The sequence below is a fragment of the Aureibacter tunicatorum genome (assembly GCF_036492635.1).
GTDB lineage: Bacteria > Bacteroidota > Bacteroidia > Cytophagales > Cyclobacteriaceae > Aureibacter > Aureibacter tunicatorum.
The window spans coordinates 3,690,416-3,704,862 of the sequence record NZ_AP025305.1; the positions used below are offsets into that span (position 1 = coordinate 3,690,416).

10 protein-coding genes are annotated in these 14,447 nt (G+C 39.8%); 5 read left to right on the forward strand and 5 right to left on the reverse strand.

Features of this window, described 5'->3' with window-relative positions:
• Nucleotide 1: 1 nt before the first annotated feature.
• The 3 genes from AABK36_RS15555 to AABK36_RS15565 form a co-directional block, all read right to left on the reverse strand.
• Nucleotides 2-1,129, reverse strand: a complete 1,128-nt coding sequence (locus AABK36_RS15555) for an HlyD family secretion protein (RefSeq protein ID WP_309937958.1) — start codon at nt 1,127-1,129, stop codon at nt 2-4.
• Nucleotides 1,130-1,172: 43 nt separating this feature from the next.
• The gene (locus tag AABK36_RS15560) at nt 1,173-1,526 is read right to left on the reverse strand and encodes a DUF3302 domain-containing protein (RefSeq protein WP_309937957.1); all 354 of its coding nucleotides are present in this window, start codon (nt 1,524-1,526) and stop codon (nt 1,173-1,175) included.
• 229 nt (nt 1,527-1,755) lie between these two features.
• Nucleotides 1,756-4,134, reverse strand: coding sequence for a hypothetical protein (locus AABK36_RS15565; protein WP_338390283.1), 2,379 nt, complete (start codon nt 4,132-4,134; stop codon nt 1,756-1,758).
• 257 nt (nt 4,135-4,391) lie between these two features.
• Between AABK36_RS15565 and AABK36_RS15570 the strand changes: the two genes are divergently transcribed.
• Nucleotides 4,392-6,407, forward strand: coding sequence for a hypothetical protein (locus AABK36_RS15570; protein ID WP_309937955.1), 2,016 nt, complete (start codon nt 4,392-4,394; stop codon nt 6,405-6,407).
• Nucleotides 6,404-8,320 carry a transglutaminase-like domain-containing protein gene (locus AABK36_RS15575; RefSeq protein WP_309937954.1) on the forward strand — a complete coding sequence of 639 codons (1,917 nt, stop codon included), beginning with the start codon at nt 6,404-6,406 and terminating at the stop codon, nt 8,318-8,320. Before AABK36_RS15570 ends, AABK36_RS15575 begins: the two co-directional genes overlap by 4 nt.
• Nucleotides 8,321-8,381: 61 nt before the next feature.
• Here AABK36_RS15575 and AABK36_RS15580 read toward each other — a convergent pair whose 3' ends face one another.
• Nucleotides 8,382-8,744 (reverse strand): MmcQ/YjbR family DNA-binding protein, encoded by a 363-nt coding sequence (locus tag AABK36_RS15580; RefSeq protein ID WP_309937953.1) that lies wholly within the window; start codon nt 8,742-8,744, stop codon nt 8,382-8,384.
• Nucleotides 8,745-8,956: 212 nt separating this feature from the next.
• Between AABK36_RS15580 and AABK36_RS15585 the strand changes: the two genes are divergently transcribed.
• Both AABK36_RS15585 and AABK36_RS15590 read left to right on the forward strand, forming a co-directional pair.
• Nucleotides 8,957-9,523 carry a DNA-3-methyladenine glycosylase I gene (locus AABK36_RS15585; protein WP_309937951.1) on the forward strand — a complete coding sequence of 189 codons (567 nt, stop codon included), beginning with the start codon at nt 8,957-8,959 and terminating at the stop codon, nt 9,521-9,523.
• 309 nt (nt 9,524-9,832) lie between these two features.
• The gene (locus AABK36_RS15590; RefSeq protein WP_309937950.1) at nt 9,833-11,245 is read left to right on the forward strand and encodes an SPOR domain-containing protein; all 1,413 of its coding nucleotides are present in this window, start codon (nt 9,833-9,835) and stop codon (nt 11,243-11,245) included.
• Nucleotides 11,246-11,309: 64 nt separating this feature from the next.
• Here the strand turns inward: AABK36_RS15590 and AABK36_RS15595 are convergent, their stop codons facing one another.
• On the reverse strand, nt 11,310-12,029 hold the full coding sequence (locus AABK36_RS15595; protein ID WP_309937949.1) for an outer membrane beta-barrel protein: 720 nt from the start codon (nt 12,027-12,029) through the stop codon (nt 11,310-11,312).
• A gap of 119 nt (nt 12,030-12,148) precedes the next feature.
• Between AABK36_RS15595 and AABK36_RS15600 the strand changes: the two genes are divergently transcribed.
• A complete protein-coding gene (locus AABK36_RS15600) occupies nt 12,149-13,402 on the forward strand; it encodes a peroxiredoxin family protein (protein ID WP_309937947.1) in 1,254 nt (417 codons plus the stop codon).
• The last annotated feature ends 1,045 nt before the right edge of the window (nt 13,403-14,447 follow it).

Below are 14,447 nucleotides of genomic sequence, written 5' to 3' on the forward strand. Positions count from 1 at the left end.
ATCAGTGAAGCTTTGGCACCAAATAATTGATCTTGCTATCGATTCTCACCATCACCTTTCTAATGATGTAAAAAGGCTCTGCTGTGCTGGCATAAACCACACTTGTGCCTACAGCTCCCGCAGGAAAAGACTCGACTTCTTCGGGAAATTTAAACTTGACAGCATATTGTCCTTCAGGCTGATTCTCCAAACTTTTGGGCAATAACCCTGAGTAAGACAACTGTCCTTGGCCATTGGCCCAAATGATATCCTCAACCTCTCCTTTGAATACTTGCCCCGGCAATGTCTTTATAGACACTTCCACCTCATCTCCATTTTGAATATTGAACAACTCGTTGTGCATAAAAAATGCTACAACAGCTTGCTCATCCTCTATAAGCGTCATCGCTGACTTGAAAGGCATCGCCACTACCATAGCTCCTTCTCTCAACTGCAAGTTTCTAATAATTCCATTTCTCGGCGCAATGACTGTCGTTTGACTCAAATCCCAGACAGCCTTGTCCAATTGCGCCTTCAACTCGGCGATGCTTACCTGATCTCCTTCATAAGTAGCTGTCAATACTGAAGCTATCTTCGCTTCGGTCGCTTTCGCGGAAGCAAGTTGAGCTTTGAGATGTTCCACATCATTTTCGCTTCGCTCAAAATCAAACTTGTTGCCAGCCCCTTTATCCATCAAAGCTTTATACTCGCCTGTTCTTGTCTTGGCCAATTCAAGCTTTATTTCTATTGATTCCGTATTCTCTCTCGCAGCTTTCAATTGATAATTGCTACTTTCAAGCTCCGCTCTCACTCTGTTCAGCGTAGCCTTCAATTGACTCACCTTGTATTTGTAAGGTGTTGGATCTATTTGAAACAATGTATCTCCCTTTGCCACTCGCTGATTGGGAGCCACATGGATTCCTACCACTCTTCCTCTCACTTGAGGCACTATTTCAACCGATCTATTCACCACTCTGACATGGCTTGAAATCGGGGTCAAAACATTCATCAACAACACGATAATTATAATCGCTACTATCGGAATGGTGTAGACTGTCACTTTAGTCGTCATATTCCAAGGCAACAGTTTGTACTTCTTAATAATCAACCAACAAACCGCCGCATATACCAATAATCCTAACTCTAGCATATGAATCCTCTTTTAGTAATGATAATCTCAATAAGTTCCTTTTTTAAATTTCAATCTCTTTCAATTCATCATTCGTCTTCCCGCCTTTCAACTTGATATCAAAAGGTTTGGAATACGCCCATACCAAAGCCAGAGGCCACAACATCCCTCCAATGAACAATGATAAAATGCATAATGCTTGAATGGCATCTTTTTGCGGGTGATTTCTTTGTTCTGCCACCTTCTCTGGAAATATATGCAACTTCCAAAACACCGTAAGACCTACTACTGGAATGACAAACAACACAACCCAAGTCAACACATCCGCCACCGCATCGACATTCTTACCCGAAGCCAGCGCCTGCGAAATTGACACGACTTGAGTCGAATACAACATGATCAAAAACTTTCTTTTCATCTTATTTTTAGATTATGATCCACAAACTTCACAAGGAAAATGGATCAATATCATTGACAATTCATCCTTTCTCCTTTCCTCAAAGTTACTATCAATCAACCGATTAACTTATCCTAATCAATCACATCAATATCCGAAAATGACAAAGAAAATTTTGTTGTATGCAATAAATAGATGAGCTCAACACAATGGTAACTTTAAAAAACTCTAAAAATCAAGAAACTGATTATCAGCTTGTCCAAAAACGATCATTCATGCTCCAGTACAATGTTTTTGTTTTTTCCTTGAATGTAGGCGCATTGACAATTTTGTTCATGCTCACTCCGGATGACGAGACATAGACTTCAATAGCTTTGGCTTGATCAAGACTTCCGTCAAAATCCAGCACTTTCTCATAAATCGCCCAAACAGAATCTTGTCGATGCTTGTGCAAATTCGCCGGCGACATCTCCGAGCCTACCAATCTTCTAAAGTTTTTCACTCCAAAATTTGTCGCAATGGTTCCAATCTCAGCAGCGTAAGCTCCCAGTTTCAATCCCAAACCAACATGCGCTCCTACTCCGGTCAACATGGAAATATTTCCTGCGATCCTGATCAGATTTGTTGTGACGAACACTGTTTCTTTTCCTATTCTCTCTCTATTTATCACGCAAAGCTCTTGGGTCATGTCTAGCTCTCTGATCTTCTTGAAGCATTCTTCTTCCATCACAGGAGGCATCCACAAACGCTTTTCCTGCAAAAATGCGTTGAAGCCTTCTCTTCGTCTCATCTTTCCCAATCTTGCGCCGGGCACGCTTCTTCTCTCCCCCATCAAAGTCACATATACAGGATTGTCATCCAACTCAGCCATGAGAGCTTTTTGCCTTTTGTAGATAGCGATATAATTCTTCACCGCATTCGCCAGTTGATAGGCTCTTCTGACAAATTCGATGGTGGACAAGACCAATCCAAAAAAAGGCATAATCGCGTCCAACACATGCGAAGCGGGCTGGGCCAGCGAGTAAACCGAATAAGCCACTTTGATCGTAGACTGGATAATCTCACCCATTTCCTTGACACGAAGCAAAACTTTCGAAACTGCTTGGCGTTTGTCGATTTGGCTTTTATTTTCCAAAAACTCCTTGATATCGCTTGATATATGAGCTATCAACAAGACGCTGCCATAAATAATCGCTGCGGATTGCGTCACCGCGCTGATCACATTTCCCTCTCCGCCTAGTTCGCTTTTTAATAATGTATCGAAATCAAATGCTCTCCACAAATGATCAAGATGAGGCTGAAATATCAAATGAGACAAACTGGTATGCTCCTTGTCAGTAACCTCGAAAATTCCAGCTCTCACATCTCCAACTTTCAATAAGTCGGACTTCAGCTTCAAAACTCCATCCACAAGCTTTTGATCTTTGGGACTCAGCCTTCCTCTTCCTTTGTCAGACAAAGCCAAATCTCCTCCAATAAAAGCATTGCTTCTCAACCTAAACCCCGGCCCACCCAATAAATCTTCTTCTAAAATAGCTCCAGCTCTGGGTCTTTTCAAAAGCGGAACGCCTCTTAGACTGGAGTCCATCACCAAGTGTCCATAAGCGCTTTTATAATCGTTTCCCAGCTGCAAATCCGACAAAAATCTTCGATGGTCTATTTCTCTTCTGGTTATTCTTGGCATCTCATAAAAATCAGCCAAACTGGAAAGAGACTCGGCTAAATAAAAAAATGACGGCTTTAGCTTTTCTGAGCGCACATCCGCAACTGGAGAATGGCCCAAGTTCACTCTCGCCTTGCTCTTCTTCGCTTCCCATGAAAACCCTTCTCCAAATTTGGGAGCAATATAAATCCTTCCCTCAAAGCCAACTGTCGAATCGGAATCTTCAACACCTTCATCGGTTTTATAACTCCTGCCCTTTTTTCTCGGATCTCTTCTCAACTTCTTAAGCCCTTTTCGCTCCTCATACTGTGAGTACTCAAATGCCGCTAAAAGCCTATCCAAAGTTTGCCTGCCATGCACGGTTCTCATCATTTGATACAATGCATGATCCGTTTTAAACTGGAATTCTTCTCCGCCTTCCACCACTATCACTTCCTGAATTCGTCTCCACAATTCTTGAACATCTTCTCCGCCATCAATATCTCCATTGGCATCCAATGTGTGATACACTGAAGACTCCAATACCCAAACCGGATCGCCATTGGCGATTGACGTTTTGACGAGTTTCTGCTGTTCATGCTCAACCTGCCCCAACAGAATCTCCAGATTTCTTCGTTCGACAACATTCGCATGAGCATAAGCCTCGTATATCTGCTGTTCAATATTGAATAACAGACTCATTTTGCTATGACTATCAGCAAGACCGGAAAAATGTTGTCCCTCTTCATCTGTGGAAACGTCTTCTCTTGACAAGCTGCTTTCCAGATCAACAGATACTCCTCCGGAGTGAAACTCATCTAGCAAAAAACCTATTCCAAACAACAGCGGACTGGAATATGCCAAAGACGAATTCAAATCCAAACCATTCAACCTCTTAAATTCCTCCACTCCCATTAGATCCGTTTGGATCGGATGGTTGGCATGGACATTACGCAAAGGCTGTTTTCCCGTCTTGAATTCGAGCATTTCAAAAAAATTCATCTAGTCTAAATGAAAGAACTCTTCAGGTCTAAAAATGATTTAAATAAAAACCTAAATAAAAACATTTTAAGACTAAGCTATATACTTCCCGACAAACTACTAGTACAAAGCTTTTAAATCATAAATGTCAAGAAAAAAGATAAAATAATATGTGTTTTTATTTTAAATAAACACCAAAAGTACTTATTTAGCCTTAAGGAATACTTTTTTATCACAACAACGAATAAAATAAGCCTAAAATAATGAAAATACTTTACTCAACACTTTTTACCTTTATATTATCAATCTGCTTTAGCTCAAATATTTTTTGCAACGAATTAAAATTCGACAAAATCACTCTCAAGGATCTGCAAAAAAGCTCATACGATATAGATTCAAGCGCTGAAGCTGTCATACTAAAAGAAGTCGGCGACCTCGAAATTTTCTATAACAACCCTAAGGAAACTTTCATGTACAGAAAGAAAACAAAAGTCAGAATAAAGATCCTCAACAAAGACGGTTTGGATAGAGGCACATTCACTTTCAATCAATATCGAGGAAATGCTTATTCTGAAGATATAACCGAAATAAAAGGGTTCACTTATATCGATAATCAAGGCAAAGTTGAAAAAATAAAATTAAGCAAAGACAATATCCATAAGACAGATGTCAGCAAGAAAATCAGAAAGTACACCATCACATTCCCAAATGTAAAAGAAGGTTGTATTATAGATTTTGAGTATGGAATCCAAAGCGACTATTTATTTAGATTGCCTACTTGGTATTTTCAAAAATCTATCCCCGTGCTCTACAGTTCTTACACTACAAGAATTCCAGACAAATACATCTATGAAGAAAACTACAGAGGGTATTGGAAACTTAAAGAAGTCAACTCCAGCAGTTTTGAAAAAACTGTCCAAGTCGTTTATCGAGAAAAAACCATCCAGCAATCAAGCACTTTGCCTCAAACCTATCGATATGACCTGAATTACATCTTGAAAAATGATCAAAGAGTTTGCGAAAACATTCCCGCGCTTAAAGGCGAAGACTTTGTCACAACACTGGACGATTACTACTTCCAAGTGAGCAGTCAGCTCGTTGCCACAAATTTCAATATGATGGAATCTGTTTTAAGTTCGTGGCCTGAAATCGCTACATCTCTCAATGGCGGTGATAACTTTGGCAGAGCGGTGAAAAAAGGCTACTTCAAGGATTTCGCGCAAAGCGTGGAGGGAGCCGGCAGCTTAGAGAAAGTTCATGCGGCTTACACTCTATTGCAACAAAATGTGGAATGGAATGGCAGATATGGCATATACGCATACGAATCTCCAAAAACAATCATGCAAAATAAAACCGGCACTGCGGCTGAAATCAACTTCGCGCTCATCAGCGCTTTGCAAGCCTGCGGTATCGAGGCCTTTCCTGTGATTCTCAGCACTAGAGCCAATGGAAAGGTGCATCCGACACTGCCTTTGCTTGAAAACTACAATTATGTAATCGTCGCTGCCTTAATTGATGGAAATAAAGTGCTTATGGATGCTACATCGAAGCTGTTGCCATTGGGACAATTGCCGCTAAGGTGCATGAATTACTCAGGAAGAATGGTAACTAAAAACGATTGTGTCCCTGTGGAAATCAATTCAAGCGCGGCTTTCGAAACTAAAACCACTTGCATGTTCAATATTCAAGATGATGGAACGATAAGCGCAATGGAAAGGTCGTCGTATTATGGTTACGAAGCGCAAAAAAGAAGAGATTGGCATGCGAAAAACCAAGGATCAAAAAACGAATCCGAACATAAAAAATCCCATGAGAATTGGGAAGTAGAATCTTTCCAAGTCAAAAATGTGGAGCAAATAGACAAGCCATTCACTACCATCACCAAAATCAGCCAAGAGGCTTTCGATCCTGAAGACGAAAGAATTTATTTCACTCCATATATTGAAGAATTTCAGAACTTTTTCAAAGAAGAGACAAGAGTTCACCCAGTGGACTTCGGGGCGCCAATCAAAAAATCCCAAGTTTACACGATTACTTTGCCCAAAGGCTATGTTGTCGAAGAGTTGCCGGAAAACTCAATCGTTGAGATGCCAGGCAAGAAAGGGAGCATGACATTCATTGTCAAGCAATCTGGCAATATGATTCAAATCAGCAATACTGTGGAGCTTTCAGAACCCATTTATTCCAATACTGATTACCCGTATTTAAGAGAAATGTACTTGCATGCATTTTCAAAACAAGGTGAACAAATCGTATTGAAGAAAACCTCCACTCAATGATAAAGAAATTGCTTAGCATATTGATCCTTATTCAAGCCTTCACCCCGCTAGCAGGTCAAGGCTTGAATAATTTCACTCTGGCTGAAATACCCGATTCTTTGCTCTCCAACTCAAATGTCATTATCAGAGACCAGCATGAAGCCCAAATCATCGATGAAGCATTCAACTATGAATATAAAATAAGCCAAACCGTAACCATCTTGAATGCCACAGGAAAATCCTACGCCTATCAACGATTAAACTATGACGCCAACACTAAAGTAACTCTCTGCCAAGCGACAATCTATAACAAGCATGGCAAAGTGGTCAAAAAAATCAGAGGCAATGATGTGAAAGACTATAGCCATTGGGACGGTTTTTCTGTCGCCCTTGACGATCGTTATAAACTCATCGACGCGAGTTATGGAGAGTATCCATATACGATCACTTTTGAGATGGGAACAAAAAGCAAAGGCTATTATAACTTAAGGTCTTGGTTTCCATTGAAAAGCTCAAAAGTGGCCATAGTTTCAGCTAGCATGACCATTGAATCGCCTCATGAAAACGCATTCAGGGATTACCCATACCTTGTTGAAAATATTGAAAAAGCCCAAACTCCGCAAAAGGCCTTTTACAAAGCCTCAGTAAGCAATGTAAAACCTCGCGCAGGATTCGAAAGCTATTTTCCAACAATAAAACAAGTTCCCCATATTCGATTTGTGGCAAATGAATTCAAATACGATGGCCATCATGGTTCATTTAAAAACTGGAGAGAGTATAGCGACTGGAACAGCAAGCTGCAAGAAGGAAGAGATATTCTCAGCGATGAACTTAAAGCTAAAATTGATCAATCCGTACCCAGCGACGCTGATGACGAAACAAAAGCGCGCATACTCTATGACTGGTTGCAATCCAACACTAGATATGTCAGCATTCAGCTGGGAATTGGAGGCATGCAAACCATGTCTGCGGAAGAAGTAGCCTCCAATGGATACAGTGATTGCAAAGGCTTGACCAATTTGATGAAGTCTATGCTAAAACACACAGGTGTAAAATCCCATTATGCGATTATAGGAGCTGGGGCGGACGCTGACGACTTTGATCCTGATATACCTATGGATTATTTCAACCATGTGTTTTTATGCTTGCCCAACCAAGGCGATACTATTTGGCTGGAATGCACAAGCCAAACCACTCCATTTGGGTACTTGGGTTATTTCACCAGCGATAGATGGGCCGTTCTTACCGAATCAGACAACCATCCTTTGGTTAGGACCAAAGCTTACAGCTCAAAAGACAATACAAAAAACTTGCACGCAATCGTCTATTTAAACAGCAATGGAGACGCAGCTGTTAAAACCAACTTGGCTTTTCAAGGCACCCTGACCGAAAACTTCTCAGATATCGAACTATTGCCCAGTGACGAACTCAACAAAAAGCTGCATCGTTATTTTGACTTGAATCACTTTGATCTCAACTCTAAGAAATTCTCCTACAAAAAAGACATCATTCCTCAAATTGAAATAGATCTTGACCTCAAAGCCAAAGGCTTGTCATCCACCAGCGGCAAAAGGATGTTTATCACTCTCAATACTATAGACAAAACACCCAACAGGGCAAAAGGCATCAGCTCAAGCCGAACATACGACATAATTCAAAAATACGCTTATTCAGTAAGCGACACTATCATTTATCATCTACCAGAAAACTATGCCTTGGAATCTGTTCCAAAAACTATTGAAAAAAATTACGACTTCGGGAATTTCAAAGCAGAAACTATTTATGACGAAAACAAACATCAAATCACATACACTAAATCCTTGACCGTATTGAAATCGAGAATTCCAGCTTCAAATGCCAAGACTTGGATAGACTTCTGGAAATCAATCTCCAAATACGATCGAAAAAAAGTAGTGCTTGTGCAGAAAATATAGCTTCATCCCCCTAAAAGGAAGAACAGCGGACATGCTGATGTGAAAGCATCGGTTGTCCGCGCTATGCTCCTTTATCTTCTTCCAGCTCCTTTCTAACCTTAGCCGGCAACTTCGAATACACCAGATTGTAAGAATCATCTGTTAATTCCATTAACATCCTCTCATTCACATCCGCGCCAATATACACGCTGTTCCAATGCTTTTTATTCATATGGTAGCCGGGCTTTATTCCCTCATAGCTTTCGCGCAATTCAATGCTTCTCTCCGGCTCGCACTTGAGATTGACGTATTCAAAATCATTGATATCCGTCAAAGCAAATATTTTGCCTGCGACCTTGAATACCAAAACATTCTCGTCAAAAGGCAAGCCTTCTTCCACTCCCTTTTTAGACATGCAATATGTTCTGTACGATTCTATATCCATACTCTATTAAGTTTTTCAGGCAGTCACCAAAAGCCTCATTCACTTCGAATTAATGCCTATCAAAGATTGAAATAATTATTGTATTTAAATGTAATAATTACATATTTAAAATGAAATTGATCTTTGTCAGGGATTTAAATTTTGCAAAACCAAAGAGCTTGCTATTTTTGCATAAACAGGAATATTGCAAACTCATTTTTTTTATTTTAGATATGTCCACTGAAAAATCAAACCGTTGCCAATGGTGTCTCAAAGACGATCTATACAAAGCCTACCATGATAACGAATGGGGAAAACCTCTCCATGATGACACCAAGCTATTCGAAATGCTCATTCTCGAAGGAGCTCAAGCTGGACTTAGCTGGCATACTATTCTTATCAGACGCCAAAACTACGCAAAAGCCTACGACCAATGGGATTATGAAAAAATCGCCCAATACAAACAAGAAAAAGTAGACGCATTGCTTCAAGACTCAGGCATCATCCGCAACAAGCTTAAGGTAAACGCAAGCATCAGCAACGCTCAAGCCTTCATTCGAGTTAGAAAAGAGTTCGGCACTTTTGACAATTACATATGGTCCTTCACTGACGGCAAAACCATCGACAACAAGCCCAAAACGCTTGAAGACGTTCCCGCTACCAGCGAGTTGTCCGATACTATCAGCAAAGACCTAAAAAAAAGAGGCTTCAAATTCGTCGGCTCCACTATTTGCTACGCATACATGCAAGCCATAGGCATAGTGAACGACCACATACTGGACTGCGATTTTCGAGAGTAACACCCTCTTATTGAGAAAGAATGACGCATATTAATAATCCAAATTTCATTATCTCTGAAAATTATATATCTATCAAAAAAACACTAGTTCGGAAAATAATAATAAAAAAACTTTATTATTAAATAATTTGAATTTATTTTCGCTACCAATTTTTCAATTACCGTTCTCATCTACAAATATTTCAATTCAAAATATTTAAGTATTTGTAAAAATATTGACATATGCTTAATATTGTAATAATATCATTAGTTGCCGGATTAAAGTGCATCATTTTTGATAAAAATTTGATAATTTATTATTTGAAAAACCATGGATGACATAAAAATCTTAGCGCTTGAAGAACGATCGAAAGCAATTGTCGAGATCATCGTCAAACACCTGAGTCAATTTGGGCAAATTGTCATACCAGATTTCGGCACGATCACCATCAGGAAAGACTCTTCCGAAGAGCCTTTTTTCAACCCATTCATCAAAAATGACAATGGAGTGCTTAAGCAATTGATCGCTGATCAACTCTCAGTCTCTGAGGAAAAAGCATTGTCGCTTTCTTCCGTGCTTAAGAAAGACATAGACATCGCGCTTGGATCTTATGATGAAATAGAAGTTGAAGGCATAGGCATATTTTATAAAGACCTCAACAACCAATACGCAATAAGAAAGAGAAATCCGTTTCTTAAAAACTTTTATTGCGCTAAAAGCGGAGGCTACAAACCGGAAGATTCCAAGCCAACCAATGAAGCACCTTCCGCTACTCAAGCAAAGAATAATTTAGTAGAGCCAGAAGACAGCCCGCTGAAGAGTCAACAATCAATAGAGGAATCCCATACAGCTAATGCTGAAACCGATATAACCAAAGCTCAAGAAGAGAAAAAAATTAATAATACCGACGACGAGCTTGTAAGCGATGAAACATCGAAAAAACCGGAAGAAATAAGCGTTGAATCAGAAATACTGAAGAACTCAATACTTCGGAATGATGACAATAAAGCAACACCGGTTTCGAAAAATTCTTTCAGCAACGAAATCAAAGAAGAGAAGAAAAGCAGCTTTTTCAAATACGCATTCCTTCCTTTCATCATGCTATTTGGCCTTATAGGCTTTTACTTTGGCCAGAATCAGGCGCAAAATCAACAAACTTCAACAACAGAAGAAGTTCCAGCTTCGCATTTAGCTGTCCAAGTCAGCGAAAATGAAGCAACAAACAGCGTGAATGCTTCACTGGACAAAACGAATGAGAATGAAGTGGAAGTGAAAACTTCAACTCCAACGTCTAAGCATATTTCAGACAATAGCAAGGAAGCTTCTCCAGAGCCTGTAGTCATTGAAAAGACTATTGAAAACAATAAAAAAACGGAAATTGACAATGACGGAAATTCAGTCGAACCAAGTTCTGAAGAGTCAACTACTGTGAACAATATCACCAAAGCGAAGGAAAATGAACTGCCTGACAGCATGAAAGATTTTTTCAACTGGCAAGAAAACGAAAGGTACCATGTAGTGACAGGCACATTCAAAAGTCTGGAATTCGCCAAGGAATATGAAGAAAAGCTTGAGTCAAAAGGCTTAAGGTCTTTCACATTCATGGCCAACGACTCCATGTATGTGGTGACCCACAGCTCTTTCACCGAAAAAGACGAAGCTTTCGGAAATATGGAAACATTGAGAAAGGGAGACTACCCTGACGCTTGGTTTTACAAAAGCTATTCAAAGCCCGTTGAATAACCATTGCCTTTAACGATAAATCAATAAAGCCTCGTATGTTCCCATCACGAGGCTTTTTTATTTGCTATTTCTTTTTTGCATTGTTCTTCTCCAATTGCTCATCCGATATGAAAGGAAAGCCCAATGTCACGCCAAGTACGCCATTTCTCCTACTCGTTCCTTTCTCCAGCTCCACCAAACCCTGATAGTAATTGACATGTATATTCACTCCTTTTCCTCCTCTAAAATTGGAGACTTCGAACATCACATCCACCGCGACGCCAAAGTCTGTCTTGCTCAACTGATCCTTGACATCAAGCTCCAAGCTATTGCCTCCATTTTCATAGAAGTCCACCGCCTTTGTCAAAAAACCGACTTTCGGGCCAATGCCGAATCTCCACCTTTCGATGGGTCTGTAATAGATGTATACAGGCACATCAATATAAGACAGCCTTCTATGCACCGTCTTGTCTTGATACAAACTGTCCAACTCAGCGATTCCTGTCTGAAGCGACCCTTTGTAACGATTTCCTTTGGGTTGCAGAGGCTGGAATTGAGGCACTAAATAAAACTTGTCGCTCAACTTGATATTGGCGCCTAAACCAAAGTTAACCCCAAAAGCAATCTTGCCATCCGGCACATCGCTGATGTATGAGAGATTTCCTCCTATTTCCAGACTTAGATTAAAATTTTCGCTCGCCACTTTGTCTCCAAATATCAAAGCGAGAATAGCCGCTTGCCCAAAGCCCGCATGCGACCATATCATAAAAATCCCGCAAAAAAGCACACAGAGTAATTTTTTCATTTTTTAATGAATTTCCATTGAATAAGTAATATTTTTAGTATTAAGCTTATCAAATACATCAAAATTATATCTGAATCAGAGAAAATAGAGTAAATTCAAGTTCTAAATGAAATTCTACTATGTACCGATACTTAATAATGTATTTGGCGCTGCCAATGATTATACTGGCTTCATGCCAAAGCAAAACACAGAACAAAAAGCAAACTTCCAATAGCGAGCCAAACATCGCTAGCGGAAAATACTTAGGGACAATTATCAACCAAAATGGCGCTGAAGTACCTTTTTTCATTCGTCTTTCGGAAAACCTGCAAACCATAACTCTCATCAACGGTAAAGACGAAGTCATCCTCGACGAGATCAATTACAAAGACGACTCAATAGAAGTGATACTATTGAATTACGACGGAAAACTCATATTCAAACCTGAAGACAATACCCTCAATGGAAGATATGTCAAAGCAGACTACCAATTGCCATTCACTGCCAAGAAAGGAGAATCTCTTGATAGATTCGAAGGCATGAATGAAACTCCGGCCAGAAACATCACCGGCAAATGGCAAACCACATTCATTTCTCCCGAGGGTAAAAAGACAGAAGCAATTGGCATCCTCGACCAAATAGGCAATAAAATAACCGGAAGCTTTTTGACTCCATCAGGGGATTATAGATTTCTGGAAGGTGTCGTAAGCGGCAATAAAGTGATGCTTTCCACTTTCGATGGAGGCTTTTTATACTTATTCACCGCTGAGATCATCAATGATGAATTGACAAATGGAAAATTTCACTCAGGCAAAAGCTATCTGGCAACATGGTCGGCTACCGCCAATGAAAACGCGAAAATAAAAGACTTGAGCATGGAGACTTATCTGAAAGAAGGCTTTGAAAAGATCTCTTTCTCCTTCCCTAATCTTGACAGCAAAACTGTCAGCTTGGAAGACGAGAAGTTCAAAGACAAAGTTGTCATTCTCCAAATCCTGGGCTCATGGTGCCCTAACTGTCTGGATGAAATGAAGTTTTTATCGCCTTATTACAACGAGAATAAAGACAAAGGACTTGAAATCATCGGCTTGGCTTTCGAAAAAGCAGAGAACTTAGAGTCAGCGCAAAAAAAGCTCAACAAGCTAAAGAAACGATTTGATGTGAATTATGAACTTCTTTTCGCAGGCAAAAGAGAAAAAGGCGCTACTGCGAAAGCGCTTCCTATGCTTTCAAAAGTAGTCTCTTATCCGACAACGATATTCATCGATCGCAAAGGAAATATCCGCAAGGTGCATGCGGGCTTCTCAGGCCCAGGCACAGGAGAATACTACGACAAATATGTGGAGGAATTCAACGACTTGATGAACGAGCTTCTGAATGAGGTCTCGATTTAGCGCGTTCAGCCTTGCGCTTTAGTGTGTATTTCTTTTGAAGATTAAAAAGCCGCTTCCGTTTGAAGCGGCCTTTTATAAAATTAGACAATGTATGTGTGAAAAATATCTTAATACAAAGATCCTTCATTTCACATCAAGATGTAAGTATCTTACCGTTACTAACTTCTTTAATCAATAGCTTAGTTAGTCTTTCTTCCCCGCTTTTATGCCTTCTCCATAGGCCGGCTTTGTAGACAAAATAATTCCAGCTTGCAATATAGATCAACTATTGTCCATCTTGTCCAAGTTCGCAACTTGCGACTGCTCAATCAAGATGAATGTCTTGTATCAGCCAGCAATTAGTCCAAATCACAGCTTCAGGCTGCCTAGTTCAAGTTTGCATGGACTACGCTTCAAAACCTCAAGCCTGAACATAGGTCTAAGGTCGCAAGCACAAAACTGGATGATTAGCTAAATCCAACATGTGAAAACTCTAGTTCAAGTTTGCAACTTGGACTGCGCTCCAAAACCACAAGCCTGAACATGAGCCTAAGGTCGCAAGCACAAAACTGGATGATTAGCTAAATCCAACATGTGAAAACTCTAGTTCAAGTTTGCAACTTAGACTGCGCTTCAAAACCTCAAGCCTGAACATAGACCTAAGGTCGCAAGCACAAAATTGGATGATTAGCTAAATACAACATGTGAAAACCCTAGTTCAAGTTTACAACTTGGATTGCGCTTCAAAACCTCAAGCCTGAACATGAGCCTTAGGTCGCAAGCACAAAACTGCATTATTAGCTAAATCCATCATGTGAAAACCCTAGTTCAAGTTTGCAACTTGGACTCAGCTTCAAAACCTCAAGCATGAATATGGTTACAAACTTGCGCACCAGGTGGACAAACCATAAGAACAAGTCTTAAAAAAAGCAATTCGTATACAAAAAACCCGAATAAGTATACAGCAAAATAATTAAATTCATTTCCAATAAAATATAATTATATCTTCACTGAAACATATTGTCTGAATCAGCTATATTAAGGTTAACAACTAGATAAATGAGCT

What these genes read in the sequence shown, in the direction of transcription:
- AABK36_RS15570 (WP_309937955.1), top strand. Translation starts at nt 4,392, where the DNA reads ATGAAAATACTTTACTCAACACTTTTTACCTTTATATTATCAATCTGC.
- AABK36_RS15560 (WP_309937957.1), bottom strand. Translation starts at nt 1,526, where the DNA reads ATGAAAAGAAAGTTTTTGATCATGTTGTATTCGACTCAAGTCGTGTCA.
- AABK36_RS15555 (WP_309937958.1), bottom strand. Translation starts at nt 1,129, where the DNA reads ATGCTAGAGTTAGGATTATTGGTATATGCGGCGGTTTGTTGGTTGATT.
- AABK36_RS15565 (WP_338390283.1), bottom strand. Translation starts at nt 4,134, where the DNA reads ATGCTCGAATTCAAGACGGGAAAACAGCCTTTGCGTAATGTCCATGCC.
- AABK36_RS15595 (WP_309937949.1), bottom strand. Translation starts at nt 12,029, where the DNA reads ATGAAAAAATTACTCTGTGTGCTTTTTTGCGGGATTTTTATGATATGG.
- AABK36_RS15590 (WP_309937950.1), top strand. Translation starts at nt 9,833, where the DNA reads ATGGATGACATAAAAATCTTAGCGCTTGAAGAACGATCGAAAGCAATT.
- AABK36_RS15600 (WP_309937947.1), top strand. Translation starts at nt 12,149, where the DNA reads ATGTACCGATACTTAATAATGTATTTGGCGCTGCCAATGATTATACTG.
- AABK36_RS15575 (WP_309937954.1), top strand. Translation starts at nt 6,404, where the DNA reads ATGATAAAGAAATTGCTTAGCATATTGATCCTTATTCAAGCCTTCACC.
- AABK36_RS15580 (WP_309937953.1), bottom strand. Translation starts at nt 8,744, where the DNA reads ATGGATATAGAATCGTACAGAACATATTGCATGTCTAAAAAGGGAGTG.
- AABK36_RS15585 (WP_309937951.1), top strand. Translation starts at nt 8,957, where the DNA reads ATGTCCACTGAAAAATCAAACCGTTGCCAATGGTGTCTCAAAGACGAT.